The organism is Albidovulum sp. (assembly GCF_041919395.1).
GTDB lineage: Bacteria > Pseudomonadota > Alphaproteobacteria > Rhodobacterales > Rhodobacteraceae > Albidovulum.
In genome coordinates, this window is the sequence record NZ_JAYRTX010000002.1 from 26,256 (window position 1) to 42,170 (window position 15,915).

17 protein-coding genes and 1 pseudogene are annotated in these 15,915 nt (G+C 66.6%); 9 read left to right on the forward strand and 9 right to left on the reverse strand.

The window, feature by feature from the left end:
• Window positions 1-40: 40 nt before the first annotated feature.
• The 6 genes and pseudogenes from glyA to ACMUOO_RS00705 all read right to left on the reverse strand — a co-directional run.
• A pseudogene (gene glyA, locus ACMUOO_RS00680) lies at window positions 41-404 on the reverse strand (serine hydroxymethyltransferase); the annotation flags it as partial.
• Between the two features lie 37 nt (window positions 405-441).
• Window positions 442-612 carry a hypothetical protein gene (locus ACMUOO_RS00685; RefSeq protein ID WP_301917789.1) on the reverse strand — a complete coding sequence of 57 codons (171 nt, stop codon included), beginning with the start codon at window positions 610-612 and terminating at the stop codon, window positions 442-444.
• A 184-nt stretch (window positions 613-796) separates the two neighbouring features.
• Window positions 797-1,768 carry a 2-hydroxyacid dehydrogenase gene (locus ACMUOO_RS00690; protein WP_413854690.1) on the reverse strand — a complete coding sequence of 324 codons (972 nt, stop codon included), beginning with the start codon at window positions 1,766-1,768 and terminating at the stop codon, window positions 797-799.
• Between the two features lie 13 nt (window positions 1,769-1,781).
• The gene (gene sucD, locus ACMUOO_RS00695; protein WP_301917787.1) at window positions 1,782-2,675 is read right to left on the reverse strand and encodes a succinate--CoA ligase subunit alpha; all 894 of its coding nucleotides are present in this window, start codon (window positions 2,673-2,675) and stop codon (window positions 1,782-1,784) included.
• Window positions 2,675-3,871: a malate--CoA ligase subunit beta gene (locus tag ACMUOO_RS00700; RefSeq protein WP_301917786.1), complete on the reverse strand. Its 1,197-nt coding sequence runs from the start codon at window positions 3,869-3,871 to the stop codon at window positions 2,675-2,677. Before ACMUOO_RS00700 ends, sucD begins: the two co-directional genes overlap by 1 nt.
• 21 nt (window positions 3,872-3,892) lie before the next feature.
• Window positions 3,893-5,140: an aminotransferase class V-fold PLP-dependent enzyme gene (locus tag ACMUOO_RS00705; protein ID WP_301917785.1), complete on the reverse strand. Its 1,248-nt coding sequence runs from the start codon at window positions 5,138-5,140 to the stop codon at window positions 3,893-3,895.
• Window positions 5,141-5,486: 346 nt separating this feature from the next.
• On the opposite strand from ACMUOO_RS00705, the gene ACMUOO_RS00710 reads away from it, so the two are divergent.
• The 3 genes from ACMUOO_RS00710 (at window position 5,487) to ACMUOO_RS00720 (ending at window position 8,439) form a co-directional block, all read left to right on the forward strand.
• A complete protein-coding gene (locus ACMUOO_RS00710) occupies window positions 5,487-6,089 on the forward strand; it encodes a response regulator transcription factor (RefSeq protein WP_301917784.1) in 603 nt (200 codons plus the stop codon).
• A 99-nt stretch (window positions 6,090-6,188) separates the two neighbouring features.
• On the forward strand, window positions 6,189-7,166 hold the full coding sequence (locus ACMUOO_RS00715; protein ID WP_301917783.1) for an HpcH/HpaI aldolase/citrate lyase family protein: 978 nt from the start codon (window positions 6,189-6,191) through the stop codon (window positions 7,164-7,166).
• A 4-nt stretch (window positions 7,167-7,170) separates the two neighbouring features.
• Window positions 7,171-8,439 (forward strand): glycerate kinase, encoded by a 1,269-nt coding sequence (locus ACMUOO_RS00720; RefSeq protein ID WP_301917782.1) that lies wholly within the window; start codon window positions 7,171-7,173, stop codon window positions 8,437-8,439.
• Window positions 8,440-8,465: 26 nt separating this feature from the next.
• Here ACMUOO_RS00720 and ACMUOO_RS00725 read toward each other — a convergent pair whose 3' ends face one another.
• Window positions 8,466-9,170 carry a GntR family transcriptional regulator gene (locus tag ACMUOO_RS00725; protein ID WP_301917781.1) on the reverse strand — a complete coding sequence of 235 codons (705 nt, stop codon included), beginning with the start codon at window positions 9,168-9,170 and terminating at the stop codon, window positions 8,466-8,468.
• A gap of 181 nt (window positions 9,171-9,351) precedes the next feature.
• Between ACMUOO_RS00725 and ACMUOO_RS00730 the strand changes: the two genes are divergently transcribed.
• The 6 genes from ACMUOO_RS00730 to ACMUOO_RS00755 all read left to right on the forward strand — a co-directional run bounded on the left by ACMUOO_RS00730 (window position 9,352) and on the right by ACMUOO_RS00755 (window position 14,776).
• Window positions 9,352-10,539, forward strand: a complete 1,188-nt coding sequence (locus ACMUOO_RS00730; RefSeq protein WP_301917780.1) for an ABC transporter substrate-binding protein — start codon at window positions 9,352-9,354, stop codon at window positions 10,537-10,539.
• A 90-nt stretch (window positions 10,540-10,629) separates the two neighbouring features.
• Window positions 10,630-11,499: a branched-chain amino acid ABC transporter permease gene (locus ACMUOO_RS00735; RefSeq protein ID WP_301917779.1), complete on the forward strand. Its 870-nt coding sequence runs from the start codon at window positions 10,630-10,632 to the stop codon at window positions 11,497-11,499.
• Between the two features lie 55 nt (window positions 11,500-11,554).
• Window positions 11,555-12,526 (forward strand): branched-chain amino acid ABC transporter permease, encoded by a 972-nt coding sequence (locus ACMUOO_RS00740; RefSeq protein ID WP_301917778.1) that lies wholly within the window; start codon window positions 11,555-11,557, stop codon window positions 12,524-12,526.
• Window positions 12,523-13,308, forward strand: a complete 786-nt coding sequence (locus ACMUOO_RS00745; RefSeq protein ID WP_301917777.1) for an ABC transporter ATP-binding protein — start codon at window positions 12,523-12,525, stop codon at window positions 13,306-13,308. Before ACMUOO_RS00740 ends, ACMUOO_RS00745 begins: the two co-directional genes overlap by 4 nt.
• 42 nt (window positions 13,309-13,350) lie before the next feature.
• Window positions 13,351-14,064 (forward strand): ABC transporter ATP-binding protein, encoded by a 714-nt coding sequence (locus ACMUOO_RS00750; protein WP_367891178.1) that lies wholly within the window; start codon window positions 13,351-13,353, stop codon window positions 14,062-14,064.
• Window position 14,065: 1 nt separating this feature from the next.
• Entirely contained in the window at window positions 14,066-14,776 is a 711-nt protein-coding gene (locus ACMUOO_RS00755; protein WP_301917775.1) for an aspartate/glutamate racemase family protein, read from the forward strand.
• A gap of 109 nt (window positions 14,777-14,885) precedes the next feature.
• Here the strand turns inward: ACMUOO_RS00755 and ACMUOO_RS00760 are convergent, their stop codons facing one another.
• Together ACMUOO_RS00760 and fdhD are read right to left on the reverse strand one after the other, a co-directional pair.
• Window positions 14,886-15,104: a formate dehydrogenase subunit delta gene (locus ACMUOO_RS00760; RefSeq protein ID WP_301917774.1), complete on the reverse strand. Its 219-nt coding sequence runs from the start codon at window positions 15,102-15,104 to the stop codon at window positions 14,886-14,888.
• A complete protein-coding gene (gene fdhD / locus ACMUOO_RS00765) occupies window positions 15,094-15,915 on the reverse strand; it encodes a formate dehydrogenase accessory sulfurtransferase FdhD (RefSeq protein WP_301917773.1) in 822 nt (273 codons plus the stop codon). The genes ACMUOO_RS00760 and fdhD overlap by 11 nt, the downstream gene beginning before the upstream one ends.

Genomic DNA, 15,915 nt, shown 5'->3' on the forward strand with positions numbered 1-15,915 from the left:
GGTGAGTACTGGTGACGCCTGGACCTGCCGGCCGGGCGGATCAGAGGCCGGGGTAGATCGGGAACCCCTGGCAGAGAGCCGCGACCCCGGCTTTCACGCCGGCTTCGACCGTGCCGTTGCCGTCCTCGCCAGTTTCGGCGAGCCTGCCGACGACCTCGATGATCTGTTGGGCGATCGTGCGGAACTCGGCTTCGCCGAAACCGCGCGCCGTGCCGGCGGGGGGTGCCGAGGCGGATGCCGGAGGTGATCGTCGGCTTCTCCGTGTCGAAGGGGATGCCGTTCTTGTTGCAGGTGATACCGGCGCGGCCGAGCGCCTTTTCCTGGCATTGCCCCTCACGCCATTGGCCGCAGGTCGACGAGCATCGGGTGCGTGTCGGTGCCGCGGTCACGATGTCGAGCCCGCCCGCCTGCCCGGAGAGCCCACGGCGGAATCGTTTGTCATCACCGAGCCCTGCGCCTCCAGCCGGCGCGGCTGACGATGTTCTCGCTGGCGATCAGTTCGATCTCGTGGCGCTGGCGGCCAAGCTCCTGGTCGACCGCGCCGAAAGGTCTGGGGTCACGGCCGGCGAGCGGTTCGGTGAAGAAGCCCGTGTCGCGGTGCGGGGCGTTCATGGTCGGGTCCTTCGCTGAGCAGGTCCATCCCGGACCGGCAGCCATGCGGTTCCTGGTTTGCATGAGCGGCATGCCGTTCGATGACCCTGCGCCACAGGCGCCGCATCTCGCCGCGCAGCGCAACGGAACGGTCCCAGGCGTCCACGCCCGCAAGGTAGGTCGGCTGCGAAACGGCAAGCATGGCTCAGGCGACCCGGTCACGCGGCGCGCGTCCGCCGAAGAAATCGGTCAGGTTCTCCAGCACGCGGAAGCCCATCGCCTCGCGCGTTTCGCGCGTGGCCGAGCCGAGATGCGGCAGCAGCACGAGATTGTCGGCGCCGAGAAGCTCGTCCGGGATCCGCGGCTCACGCTCGAAGACGTCGAGACCGGCGCCGCCGATCGTGCCGAACCACAGGGCCTGCGCCAGCGCGTGTTCGTCCACGACCTCGCCGCGCGCGGTGTTGATGAGGAACGCGCCGGGGCGCATCAGGTCAAGCCGGCGGCTGTTGATCAGGTGACGGTTGGTCTTGCCGCCCGGGCAGTGGAGCGAGACGAAGTCGCACCGGGGCAAGAGGTCCTCGACCGTCGGGACCTGCACGGCGCCGAACCGCGCCAGCATCTCGGCCGGGACCGGAGACCGGTTCTGCACGAGGATCGTCATGCCGAAGCCGAAATGCGCCCGCTGCGCCATGGCCTGGCCGATGCGACCGAAGCCGATGATGCCGAGCGTCGCGCCGGAAACCTTGGTGCCGATCAGATGCGTCGGCCGCCAGCCGGTCCAGCGGCCCTCGCGCAGCTCGCGCTCACCCTCGCTGGCGCGCCGCGCCACCATGAGCATCAGCGTCATTGCGATGTCGGCGGTGCATTCCGACAGGACGTCGGGTGTGTTGGTCACGGCAATGCCGCAGCTCTTCGCGGCCTCGGTGTCGATATGGGCGAAACCGACTCCGTAGTTGGCCAGAATCCGGGTGCGCGGCGAAGACCCGGCGAAGATCGTCGCCGGAAGGCGGTCGGTCACGGTCGGCAGGATCGCGTCGTATCGGCCCATCGCATCGCGAAGCTCCGCCTCGGTCAGCGGCCTGTCCGAGGCGTTCAGGTCAAGGTCGAAGGCCTCTTCCATCCGTCGTTCTACCGCGCGGGGCCACCGGCGCGTCACAAGGACCTTGGGTTTCGTCATCGCGTCCTCCCGTTCAGGCTGCCCGCTTGGCCAGCACCCGCGCGACCGTCTCGCCGATGACCGAGGGATGCTCGGCCACGGTAACGCCCGCGGCGGTCAGTATCTCCACCTTTTCCGAGGCGCTTTCCCCGAAGGCCGAGATGATCGCGCCGGCATGGCCCATGGTGCGGCCCTTGGGCGCGGTCAGGCCCGCGATATAGGCGATGACGGGTTTCGTCATATGTTCCTGGATATAGGCGGCCGCCTCGGCTTCCTGCGGGCCGCCGATCTCGCCGATCATGCAGACGACATGGGTGTCGGTGTCCGCCTCGAACCGTTCGAGGATGTCGCGGAAGGACGATCCGTTGATCGGGTCGCCGCCGATGCCCACGCTGGTCGATACGCCGATGCCGTGGTCCTTCAGTTGCTGGGCGGCCTCGTAGCCGAGCGTGCCCGAGCGGCTGACGATGCCGACGGTGCCGGGCAGGTAGATGTGGCCGGGCATGATGCCCAGAAGCGCCTTGCCGGGGCTGATCGTGCCTGCGCAGTTGGGCCCGGTCAGCACCATCCGGCGATCGCGCGGATAGCGCAACATGTAGCGCTTCACCCGGATCATGTCCTGTGCCGGGATGCCGTCCGTTATGCAGACGCAATAGCGGATGCCGCCATCGGCCGCTTCCATGATGCTGTCCGCGGCGAAGGGCGGCGGGACGAAGACAAGGCTGGAATCGGCGCCGGTCGCGGCGACGGCCTGCTTCATAGTATCGAAGACCGGCACACCGAAGACAGTCTCGCCACCCTTGCCGGGCACCACGCCGGCGACGACATTGGTGCCATACTCCAGCATCTCCCTGGTGTGGAACTGCGCCATGCGCCCGGTGATGCCCTGCACGACGACGCGGCTGGAACGGTCGAGAAGAATGCTCATCAGACGGCCCTCATCCTGGTGTTCTGCTTGCGGTCGTTCTTCCACGCGGTCACGGCGCGCTCGGCGGCCTCCATCAGGGTGCTGGCGCGGATGATCGGCAGGCCCGACTTGGCGAGGATCTTCTGGCCCTCCTCGACGTTGGTCCCCGAAAGACGCACGATCACCGGCACGTCCACCGGGTTCGCCGTCAGCGCCTGCACCACCCCTTCCGCCACCCAGTCGCAGCGATTGATACCGGCGAAGATGTTGACCAGGATCGCCTGGACGTTCTCGTCCGACATCACCAGGCGGAAGGCCTTGGCGACCCGTTCGGGCGTGGCGCCGCCGCCGATGTCGAGGAAGTTGGCGGGCTCGCCGCCGGCAAGCTTGATCGTGTCCATCGTCGCCATGGCAAGGCCGGCGCCGTTCACGATGCAGCCGATGTTGCCCGAAAGCCCGATGTAGGCCAGTCCCCGGTCGGCGGCGCGCGCCTCGCGCGGGTCCTCCTGGCTCTTGTCGCGCAGTTCGGCGATCTGCGGGTGGCGGAAGAGCGCGTTGCCGTCGAAGGTCATCTTGGCATCGAGCGCGAGGATGCGGTTGTCGGCGGTGATCACGAGCGGGTTGATCTCGACCATCGTTGCGTCCAGATCGCGGAAGGCGCGGTAGCAACCCTGCAGGGTCCGCACCATCTGCTGGGTGAGGTTGGCGGGGATGCCGAGCGCATAGGAAATCTCGCGCGCCTGGAATTCCTGCAGGCCGACGGCCGGTTCGACGGTGGAGCGCACGATGGATTCGGGCCGGTTTGCCGATATCTCCTCGATCTCCATCCCGCCCTCGGAGGAGGCGACGATCATCACCCGCTGCGAAGTCCGGTCCAGTACGAGGCCCAGATAGATCTCGCGGCCGAAGTCCACTGCGCTCTCGACGTAGACGCGATAGATGCCCTTGCCCTCCGGACCGGTCTGGTGTGTCACCAGCTTGCGGCCGAACATGGCGTTCGTCGCATCCTGGATTTCGTGTTCGGAGTTGCACAGCTTCACGCCGCCCGCCTTGCCGCGGCCGCCGGCGTGAACCTGCGCCTTCACGATCCAGCGGTCCCCTCCCAGCTCGCGGGCCCGGTAGGCCGCCTGTTCGGGGCTGTAGGCCAGCGCGCCCGCTGGCACTGCCACGCCGAACCGCGAGAGTATCTCCTTGGCCTGGTATTCATGAATATCCATTCGTTCCTCCCTCGCCCCGGATCACTCTGCTGCCATTCTGGTGACGTAGTGGCTGCGCAGCGCCTCCCGCGCGGCAGCCGGATCGGCGCCGGCACCCATCTCGTTCATCGCCGCGGCAAAGCGGTCGACGATGTCGGTGATCGCGGCTTCGCCGAGCTGGTTCAGGATGCCGATCCTGACCTGCACCGGCTCCGACAGCGTCGGCCAGATGCCGAAGCCGCGCGACCGGCACATCTGCACCAGGTCCTTCTCGCGCCCCGCCAGCGCGGGCGGCAGGTTCAGCACGACAAGGCTGGTCATGTTCGAGGTGACGTCGCAACCGAGGGCGATGACCGCCTTCCTGAGCGCCGCTTCGTGCCAGGCATAGTCGCGCGCCTTCCTGGCCTTGCCGTGCTGCAGGTTGATGCGCAGCGCTTCGTGAAAGGCCGCGACGGCATAGCCCGAATGGGTGCGGTGATAGGTTCCGGCGGGTGTGTCCTGTCCGTCGAGGATGCTCCAGTGCCGCGCTTCGAGGATCGGATTGTGGACGTAGCTGTGACAGCCATTTGCCCTCAGATGCGCAATGTAGCGGTCAGTGAAGCTGACCGGCGCATAGGTCAGCGGAAGGCAGAGCACGCCCTTCTGCGGGCAGGATGCCCAGCCCGCAACGCCGGGATAGTCGTCGATGTCGAAATCGGCGATGCCCAGCGAGGAGACCGCATCGACAAGTCCCATGACACCGTGCCGTTCGCAGGCGTCCGAGAAGGCGCGCAGGTCGTTGATCCGGCCCGAGCCTGTCTCCCAATGCGCCATGACCGCCCAGGTCGGCTTCCTGTCGGCCAGCGCCGTCTCGATCACATCGGCGGTCACGGTCCGGCCGTGCGGCACGGTGACGACGGTGACGTTGGCCGGCCGCGGGTCCATCGGGTCGGCGGCAAGGTCGGCGCGACCGGCCGCCTTCATCCGCACGGTCAGCGCGTCGATGCCGCTGAAGGTGCCGTTGACGAAGGCCACGACCGTATCGCCCGGCAGGATCGCGCCGAAGAGACAGTCGAGCCCGCTCCAGCCGGTGCCGGCGACACCGAAGGTGTGGATGTTCCGCGTGCCCCAGACCTCGCGCAGCATCAGCTTGCACTCGATCATTCCGCGCAGCACGTCGGCCTGCATGTGGTCGGCAAGGCCGGCATTGGCAAAGCTTGCCAGAACCCGCGCATCGGTGTTTCCGGGGCCCGGACCCGCGGCGAGGGTTTCCGGGATGGTCAATTGCGGGAAGATGTCGGGCTCGGTCATCGTGCATCCCTTGCGTGGTCGAGAACACAGGCGCCCGCCGGCCGCAGGGGGCGGGCCGGAACCAGGCCGGAAAGCCGCGTGGGCAATTCCCGCAACCGGTTCGGGTGCAGCGGAGAACCGGTCGCGGATCATGCCGGAACCGGCTGTCCTGACGCAGAGGAAAGCGGTTCTCGACAGGGGCCGCAACATTCCTATATCCTGCTTTTGGAAATCTATAATGGCGGGAAATTTCCTACCCATAGGGGTAGTTTTGCCGCGTTGCAGAAGAATTTATACTACCTTTTCGGGTAGGGAGGGAAAAATGAGCCCACCTGCACCTCGGCAGAAGGAAGGCCCCGTGACGGTAATGGTCGGCGACGGCAATCCGCTGATGCTGACGGCCATGTCGGAGATTTTCGAACGTGATCCGCGATTCTCGCTCGTCGCCACATCGGCGACGGCGGAGGGTTTCCTGGGCGCGGTGATGCGGATGCCGGTGCAGCTCGGCGTGATCGACTGGAACCTGCCGGCCCTCGGCGGGGCGCGGCTGATCGACGTCCTGCGCGCCCAGCCGAGCGCCCCGCGGCTGGTGGTCTATGCAGACGACGTCGGCGACACGGCGCGCAAGGCTTTGGCGGCGGGCGCGGCGGGCTTCACCGCGCGCTCCGAATCGGTCGAGCGACTGCTGGAGACCTGTCTCGCGGTGGCGAAGGGGCAGATGGTGTTTCCCTTTCTCGACGTGCGGAGCCTGCGGCAGGACCCGATAGAACAGCTGTCCCCGCGCGAGCGGACGCTGCTCGAGGCGCTGTCAAAGGGACTGACCAATCGCGAGCTGGCCCGCGAACTGGATATCAGCGCCAACACGGTCAAGTTCCACCTGTCGAACCTGTTCGAGAAGCTGTCCGTCAAGAACCGCGCACAGGCCATTGCCTTCTTCTATTCCAACCGGGCTTCGCGCGGGGAATCCTGATCGCGCGGCAAGCGATCCGCAAATCGCTCTTGACGAGGCGGCCCTCTCTGGCCAATGCCTGTAGGCAGGTGCAGCTCCTCGACGTGACAGGAGCCATGAATGTCTTTCCACGTGATCCAGCAGGCGCCCGCGCGCCTGAACCGGAGCGAGCTTGCCGTTCCGGGAAGCGCCCCCCAGATGTTCGAGAAGGCGGCAAAGTCCGACGCCGACGTGATCTTCCTCGACCTCGAGGATGCCGTCGCGCCGGATGACAAGCCGCAGGCGCGCAAGAACATAATCAAGGCCCTGAACGAGATCGACTGGGGCGGAAAGACGATGTCGGTCCGGATCAACGGGCTCGACACCCACTACATGTACCGTGACGTGGTGGACGTGGTCGAACAGGCGGGCGCGCGGCTCGACCTCATCATGATACCAAAGGTGGGCACCGCGGCGGATGTCTATGCCGTAGACATGATGGTGACGCAGATCGAAGACGCGAAGGGTTACAAGAAGCGAATCGGGTTCGAGCACATTATCGAGACTGCGCTTGGCATGCAGAACGTGTCCGAGATCGCGTCGGCGTCCAAGCGCAACGAAAGCCTGCATTTCGGCGTGGCCGACTACGCCGCCTCCACCCGCGCCCGCACCACGATCATCGGCGGCGTCAACCCGGATTATTCCGTCCTGACCGATCCCCTGGCCGACGGCAGCCGCGCCGTCCACTGGGGCGACATGTGGCACTATGCGCTGGCCCGCATGGTTGTCGCCGCCCGCGCCAACGGGTTGCGTCCGGTCGATGGGCCCTTCGGCGACTTCTCCGACCCGGACGGCTACCGCGCGGCTGCCCGTCGTGCGGCAGTGCTCGGTTGCGAGGGCAAATGGGCGATCCACCCAAGCCAGGTGGCGCTGGCCAACGAGGTGATGAGCCCGGCCGAGGCCGAGGTGACGCGCGCCAACCGGATCCTCGAAGCGATGGAGAAGGCCGCCGCCGAGGGCAAGGGCGCGGTCTCGCTCGACGGCCGCCTGATCGACTACGCCTCGATCCGGCAGGCCGAGGTCCTGGTCCAGAAGGCCCGCCAGATCGCGGCGGCCTGATCGGATGGAGGACCTGCGCGCCAGGGCACGCCATCTCTACGCGGTCGCCTGCAGGGCGGCCGATCCCGGCGCCGCCCTGTCCCGTGCCCTCGAAGCGACGCCGTTGCCCCGCCCGGATCCGGGCGGGCGGCTCTTCGTCGTCGCCGTCGGCAAGGCGGCCGTGCCGATGGCCGAAACCCTGCTTCGGACCTGCGGCGGGACAGAGGTCGCGGCGATCGTCGTCACAAACTACGAAAACGCCCGGCCCGTCGCCGGGGCCGAGGTTCACGCGGCGGGCCATCCCGTGCCCGACGAGAATGGCGCGCGGGCGGCCGCGGCGGTCGAGACGCTGTTGGGCGGAACGACGGCCGCCGATCGGGTGGTGGCACTGATTTCCGGCGGCGGCTCGGCGCTCGTGCCGGCGCCGGTCGCGGGGGTCTCGCTGGCCGACAAGGCTGCGACCAGCCGCCTGCTTCTGGCGGGCGGGCTTGACATCACCGGGATGAACCTCGTGCGCCAGTCGCTGTCGCGGCTGAAGGGCGGCGGCCTCCTCCGGGCCGCGGCGCCGGCTCCGGTCACGGCCTACATCCTGTCCGACGTGATCGGGGACGACCTGCGCGTCATCGCTTCGGGGCTGACGGTGGCGCCGATCGGCACCCGCGCCGACGCGCGCGCGGTGCTGGAACGCCATGGCCTTTGGGCCGACCTGCCGGAAACTGTGCAGGCGGCCCTGGCCCGACCCGATCCGGTCGAATCCGTTCCGGCAGGGACGAACGTCCTGATCGGATCGAACCGGAAGTGCCTTGAGGCGGTGCTCGCCGCCTCCGGTCCTGATGGCGTCATCGTTTCGGATGCCCTGACCGGCGATGTGGGGGAAGCTGCCGAAACGATCGTGGCGGCCGCACGCGAAGCGGGGCAGGCACGCTGCCTTGTCTTCGGTGGCGAAACGGTGGTGACGCTGCGCGGCACGGGACGGGGGGGCCGAAACCAGGAACTGGCTCTCAGGGTTGCGCGGGCGATGCCCGGCCTCGGGCGCGACTGGGTCTTCCTCTCCGGCGGAACCGACGGGCGCGACGGGCCGACAGATGCTGCGGGCGGGATTGTCGATGCGGGCACGCTGTCGCGGATTGCCGCCTCCGGTGCGGATGCAACAGCGCTCCTCGCCAACAACGACAGCCATCGCGCGCTGACGTTGGCCGGCGATCTTCTGGTCACGGGACCGACAGGAACGAACGTGGCCGACGTCCAGATCCTGCTTCTCGGCCCGCCGGAAAAAACGCCGAGCGGCCACTGACCGGCCCGATCCGCGTGCGCCTGTCGCTAACGGCGGAAGATCGAGACGAGGTCCGTCGGCGCCGCGGTCCGCCCGCCGAGTTCCAGATGATCCTGGATATGACCGAGGTGTCGCGCCATCAGCGTCGCGGCCAGATCGCTGTCGCGTGTGCGGAGTGCAGCGAGGATTTCGGCGTGCTCGTTGTCGCGGCAGTTGGAAACCCCCGCGCTGCCAAAGATACCGATGATCAGCGAGGTGCGTGTCACGAGCTCCTTGACCATCCTGAGTGCGACCGTGTTGCCGGCGATCTGGGCCATGAGGACATGGAACTGGCCCGAGAGACGGATGGCGTCCCGGCGGCGGTTTCGCACGTGAGCCTCGGCCTCGAGCTGCAGGTGCTGTGCGAGAAGGCCGAGGTCGGCCTCCGTGGCGCGCTCGGCGGCGAGCCGGGCGACATTCGGCTCGATCATCACGCGCGCCTCGAAGACTTCGCGTGCCTGCTCCGCGGTGGGCGATGCGACGAAGGCGCCACGGTTCGGCAGGAGCTCCACGACCTCGCGGCTCGACAGCAGCAAGAGGCTCTGCCGGATCCGCATGCGCCCGACGCCGAAAGCCTCGCAGAGCGCGGCCTCGGACAGCTTCATGCCCGGTGGCAGGCGCTGGTCGATGACGGCCTCGAAGATTCTCTCGACGATCTCCTCTTCGGCGAGCTCTTCGGCCCTTGAGTCGTGATCAACGGCAATGCTGTCCATGCCCATTAGATGCGCTCGCTGCAATTCTTCCAGTGCTGATAGGTATAGGCGACGGGCGAGTGCCAGCAAGGGGGCCATCGTGAACTATCTTGGATTAAATCGTTGACAAAATCGTCAACGATTGCGTCAATTCCCTTGTCGCGGAGTCGCTTGCCGCCGACCGACAACAGGGAGAACGACAATGAAGAGACGCCATTTCCTTGCGACGACCGGCCTGTCCCTCGGTCTCGCGTTGACGGTCTCGACCGTTGCATGGGCCGAGAACGCGAAGCTGAAGATCGGCTTCGTCGGTGTGACCTCCGGCCCGGCCGCCGCCTGGGGTATCTCGAACCAGCGGTCGATGGAAACCCGCGCGGCCTGGCTGAACGAACTGGGCGGCGTCGACATCGGCGGCACGGTCTATGACATCGAGATCGTGCCCTTCGACGACCAGAAGGACCCCAAGCGTGCCATCGCCGGGATGGAGAAGATGGCGCAGGAAGGAATCCACTATGTCGTCGGCCCGAACGTCGATGACGGCGCCGCCGCCGTGCGCCCGGTGGCAGAGCAGAACGGGATCATGTATTTCCCCTATGCCTTCCCGAAGGAGCTTTATGTCGCCCCTGCATCGAACGCGATTCTCGGGATGGTTGCGAACTACCAATCGGGTCCGGCGATCTACAAATACCTGATGGCGGAAAAGGGCGTGAAAAAGGTTGCCTTCATCGCCGGCAACGAATCCGACCCGCTGTCGCAGCGTGACTCGGGTGCCGCCGCCGCCCGTGAACTTGGGCTCGAAGTCGTGTCCGACACCGTGACCTACCAGATGGACACCACCGACTTCACCCCGGTCCTTCTGCCGGTGATCCAGACCGCGCCAGACCTTCTGGTCCTGTCGGGCGTCTCGCCCGCAAACGCGCCGCAGCTGATCCGCTCGGCCCGGGAACTGGGCTATACGGGGCTGATCTCGACGGAGACCGCGCAGGATGCGGCGGTGCTGGCGGAAGGCGCGGGCGAGCTTGCCAACGGTTTCATCTCGGTCGGCGGGGCGTCCACACCTGAACTGGCCAGCGACGCGATGAAGGAATTCGTCGACCGCTACACCAAGATGTTCGGCGAATACAACGACGAGTCGAACACCAAGGTCTATGCGCTGGAGTACATCATCGAGACGCTGAAGGCGAACCCGGCGGCGATCGACAACGTCGAAGAGTTCAAGAAGACCATGGACACCTTCGAGGCGCCGAACCCGTTCATGGTCGGCGACGCGAAGCTGACCTATGTCGGCACCTCATCCTTCGGCCAGAAGCGCCAGGTCTCGGTGCCGCTGGTCGTGAACGAATACAGGGATGGCAAGTTCGAGACGCTGTTCGTGGCGCAGGTTGACTGACCTCACCGTCCTCGCTCACCGTCCGATACAGGGTCCGGGGCGCATTGGCGGCCCGGTCCCTGTCGACCCCATGCCGGAGAATGTCCACCGATGGAGCAGATATTCGCCAACGGTCTCTATCTTGGCGCGCAATACGCGCTGATCGCGCTCGGCCTGACGCTCATCTTCTCGCTGATGAATGTGCTGAACTTCGCCCATGGCCAGATGTATGTCTTCGGCGGCTTCGTGACCTATACCGTGGTCGCCCAGTTGGGGCTGCCCTTCATCGTGGGACTTGTCGCCTCGGCCGTGGTGCTGGCGGTGATGGGCGCCGCGATCGAGAAATTCCTGTTCCGCCCGGTGATCCGGAGGTCCAGGCGGGAGGAGTCCACGATGCTCCTCGCCGCAGGGATCGCGTTTTTCCTCGACGCCGTGATCCTGCTTCTCTTCGGGGAAAAGCAGCGCGGCGTGCCGAAGATCGTGAACGGGGTCTTCAACTGGGACATGCGGATCATCATGCCCTATGACCGGATCCTGATCGCGGTCCTGGCCGTCGCGCTGATCGCCGGATTCATCCTCTTCATGCAGTACTCTCGCACCGGACGGGCAATGCGCGCGCTGGCGCAAGACCGCGTGGCCGCTCAGCTGATGGGAGTCGATGTCGATCGCTACTCGATGATCGGCTTCGCGATGGGCGCGATGCTGGCCGGGCTGGTCGGCGGACTTCTCGTCGCCATCACCGGCATCAACCTCGGCATGGGCGGTCCGACCTCGGTCAAGGCCTTCCTGATGATCATGATCGGCGGCGCCGGTGTGATCTCGGGCGCCATCGCCGGCGGGTTCATCCTCGGCATGATGGAATCGGTCGGTCTCACCGTGCTCGCGGCTTATGGGGACATCACCTACCTGGTGATATTCGCCACACTCATGGTCTTCCTTGCCATCCGGCCGCAGGGCCTGATGGGCAAACCTTGGGGGTGAACCGATGGCCGCAGAACCGACCTCTTTACCTGTCGCGGGCGCTGGGAGCGGAACCATGACCACAGGCCGGCTGATTGGCCTCGGCGCTTTTCTTCTCGGTGTCTTCGTGCTCGTCCCCGTCATCATCCGCGTGACCGGACGCTGGGACTTCTATTACACGCTGACCTCGGTGGCGCTGCTTTCGGTCGCCGCCGCGGGCGTCTGGCTGACATTCTACATCGGCCGCATCAACATCGGTCAGGGGGCATACGCCCTGACCGGGGGGTATGTCTCGGCCGTTCTCGTCACGCAGGCGGGCTTCAGCTTCTGGGCGACGCTGCCGCTCGCCGGGCTTGCCTGTGCGGCGGTTGCAGTAATGATCGGCCTGCCGATCCTGCGCCTCCGTGGCGTCTATTTCGCGATGGTGACGCTTGTGCTGACCGAGGTCGCCCGGCTGACCGCCCTCGCGCTGCCGGTGACCAATGGCGCCAAGGGAATCACCTCCATTCCGCTTCCGGGCGAGCTTTCCGTCTTGGGCATGACGCTGATTCCCGACTTCGCCACGCTGGGGAACCCCAAGCTCGCGTTCTACCTCATGGCGTCGGCCCTGATGGTGCTGACCTATCTGGTGCTCTGGCGGATCGTGAATTCACGTCTCGGTCATCTCTGCCGCTCGCTCCAGCAGAACGAGGAACTGGCAGCCTCGATCGGGGTGAACACGGCGATGCTGAGGGTGCTGGCCTACTCCATCTCGTCCTTCTTCGGTGGGCTCGCCGGGGCGATCTTCGTTGCCATATCGCAGTCGATCTACCCGTCTTCGTTCGTCGTCACTGACAGCGTCAACTTCATGCTTTACTGCTTCCTCGGCGGCCTCGGCTATGTGTTCGGGCCGATGCTCGGCACGCTTCTGCTGTATTTCGGCTGGGACCTCCTGTCGGTGGCTCGGGAATACCAGTTGCTCATCTATTCGGGGACGATGATCGCGCTGATGCTGGTGTTGCCCAACGGGGTGCTCAGCCTGTTCGACCGCGGGGAGGGCCGCAGATGACCGGACCCATCCTGCAGGTCAAGGGCGTGACCAAGCGTTACGGCGGGCTGACCGCAAACAGCGCAATCAGTTTCGACGTGGCCCCGCGCGAGATACTCTCGGTGATCGGGCCCAACGGGGCGGGCAAATCCACGCTCTTCAAGCAGATTGCAGGCTTCGTGACACCGACGGCCGGCGAGATCCTGTTCAAGGGCAACCGGATCTCGGGCCTTCCGCCACACAAGGTGGCGCGGCTCGGCATTGTGCGCACCTTCCAGGAAACCACGATCTTCCGCTCGATGACCGTGCGCGAGAACGTCATCGTCGCCCATCACCTGCGCTCGAAGGCCTCGTTGCTCGGCTTCTTCCTCGGGACGCGGCAGGCCCGGTCGGACGAGGCGGATTTCGCCCGGTCCGCCGACGACATCATAGACTTTCTCGGTCTGCACCCGATCCGGACCGAGACGGCCTCGAACCTGCCGCAGGGCCATCTGAGGGCGCTCGGCATGGCGATCGGGCTTGCCACCCATCCCGGGGTGATCCTGCTGGACGAACCGTTTGCCGGAATGAATCACGACGAGACGATGCGGATGGTCGGCCTTGTCCGACGTCTGCGCGACGAGCGTGGGCTGACCGTCCTTCTGGTCGAGCATGACATGCCCGCAGTTATGCGGATATCCGACCGGATCGTCTGCATAAACTTCGGCGAGAAGATCGCCGAAGGCAGTCCCGCCGAGATCCAGGCAAACCCGCGCGTCATCGAGGCCTATCTCGGCTCCGAGGACGCCGCGATCGGGATTTGAGACATGAGCCAGACCGCCACCGCGCCTGCCGCCCCGCCGAAGATGCTGAGCTTCGAGAATGTCGAACTGTACTATGATCATGTCTATGCCCTGAAGGGCGTTTCGATAGACCTGAACGAGGGGGAGACGGTTGCCCTCATCGGCGCGAATGGCGCGGGCAAATCCTCCATACTACGGGCGGTCACCGGGCTGCGCAGGATCAAGTCCGGCCGGATCACCTACCTTGGCGAGCGTATCGACGCCACCCCGGCGGCCGAGATCGTGAGGAAGGGCATCGCGATGGTGCCGGAGGGCCGCCGGGTCTTTCCGCTGATGAGCGTGAAGGACAATCTCCTGATGGGCGCCTTCACCCGCACCGACAAGCAGGGGATCGAGCAGACCCTCGAAAGCGTCCTGACCCGCTTCCCACGCCTGAAGGAACGTTTCCACCAGCAGGCCAGCACCCTGTCGGGCGGCGAACAGCAGATGATGGTCATCGGCCGCGCCCTGATGGCCAAGCCGCGGCTGCTGCTGCTGGACGAACCGTCCCTGGGCATCGCGCCGAAGCTTGTGCAGGATATCGCGCGCGCCATCGTGGCGATCAGCCGCGACGAAGGCGTTTCGGTGCTTCTGGTCGAACAGAACAGCCGCATGGCGCTGTCGATCTCGAACCGCGCCTACGCTTTGTCCACCGGGCAGGTCGTGCTGTCGGGTGCCTCGAAGGACCTCATGCATGACGACCGGATCAAGGCTGCCTACCTTGGCGGAGAGCTCTGACATGCGGATCCTCGTCATCAATCCCAACTCCACCGCTTCGATGACCGGGAAGATCGGTGCCGCGGCGCACGCAGCGGCGAGTCCGGGGACGGAAATCCGCGCGGTCAACCCGCCCGGCGGGCCGGTTTCCATCGAAGGCTACTATGACGAGGCGATGAGCGTTCCGGGTGTCCTGCAGATCATCCGGAACACCGCGGATGCCGATGCGGTCATCATAGCCTGTTTCGACGACACGGGCCTCGACGCCGCGCGCTGCCTGACCGATCGCCCCGTGATCGGCATCGGCGAGGCCGCGTATCACTTCGCCGCGATGCTCGCCAACAAGTTCTCGGTCGTGACCACACTGGCGCGTTCGGTGCCTGCACTGGAGCATAACCTGCACCGCTACGGTCTGGCGGCGCGCTGCGCGCGTGTCCGGTCGTCGGAGGTCGCGGTACTCGACCTCGAATGCCCGGGGTCGGATGCCTGCAGCCGGATCAGTGCTGAGATCGGTAAGGCGATCGTGGAGGACCGGGCCGAGGCGATCGTGCTCGGCTGCGCCGGCATGGCGGACCTCGCGGGGCGTCTCGCGGCCGAACATGGGCTGCCAGTACTCGACGGCGTCGCCTGCGCCGTCCGACTCGCCGAAGCGATGGTCGGCCTCAACCTGCGCACGTCGCGGCTCGGCGGCTATGCCCCGCCGCCCCGGGAGAAGCTGGCGATCATCGCGTGATCGCCGCATGGAGGGAAACGGGATCGAGCGGGGACGTAGGCTCCCGGTAAGGGCGTGGTGCTTCCCGCCTGCAAGGCCCCTGCGAAAGGGTGCACCCGGCCTGGCCGGCTCAGGCCGTGACGGGCTTCAGCCGCCGCGCCGCCGCGATCGCCACGGGATCGAGCCCGGCGCCGCCCTCGTCGATGTAGGCCAGTAGCTGCGCCCGCATCCGCGGTTCCCAGAAATCTGAAAGATGCTCGGCCACCCGCTCGGCCGCGTCGGTGCCGGGCTGGCTATTGAAGAAGGCGACGATCTGGTTGGCCATGTGGACCATCTTCTCAGGCGACATCGGCGGCTCCGGTAGTGATGCGTTCAGGATGTGAGTAAAGGTCGAACCCGCCGGCGCGGGCGAAGCTCGCAAGCGTGATCCCCGCGGTCTCCGCCTGCCGGAGGGCAAGCGCGGTGGGCGCGGAGGCGGAAAGGATGACGGGGCATCCGGCGAGCGCGCATTTCTGCACAAGCTCGACCGAAAGGCGCGAGGTCATGACCACGGCCCCGCCGGACATGTCGCGCCCGACCCGCGACATCGCGCCGATGAGCTTGTCGAGCGCATTGTGCCGGCCCACATCCTCACGCACCGCGACGATGCCTTCGCCGGGGGCAAGGAAGGCCGCCGCATGGACGGCGCGGGTCTGGTCGTGGAGCGGCTGGCGCGCCCGCAAGGCGTCGGCGGCGCCGGAAAGTTCGGCCGCGGTCAACGCCGACGGCACGGACGTCACCCGCGGCAGCGCGCGCACCGCCTCGTCAAGGCTGTCGATGCCGCAGAGCCCGCAACCGACCGGCCCCGCCGCCGCGCGGCGGCGCCTGGCCAGCGCTTCGGCCCTGTCGCCGGTCAGCCACATCCGGGCCTCGATCCCCGGTCCGTGCGCGACCACCTCGGTCTCGGTGATCTCGCCTGCATGCACCACGATGCCTTCGGAAAGCGCGAAGCCCACCGCGAAGTCCTCGATGTCGGCAGGGGTCGCCATCATCACGGCCTGCGTGGTGCCGTCGAAGACGAAGGCGACCGGCACCTCCTCCGGCAAGGTCCGCGTCACGGCGCGCGTGCCGTCCGGGTGGACGGCAACGCCCTTCGCGCTGAACGTGGGCGCGAACGCCAT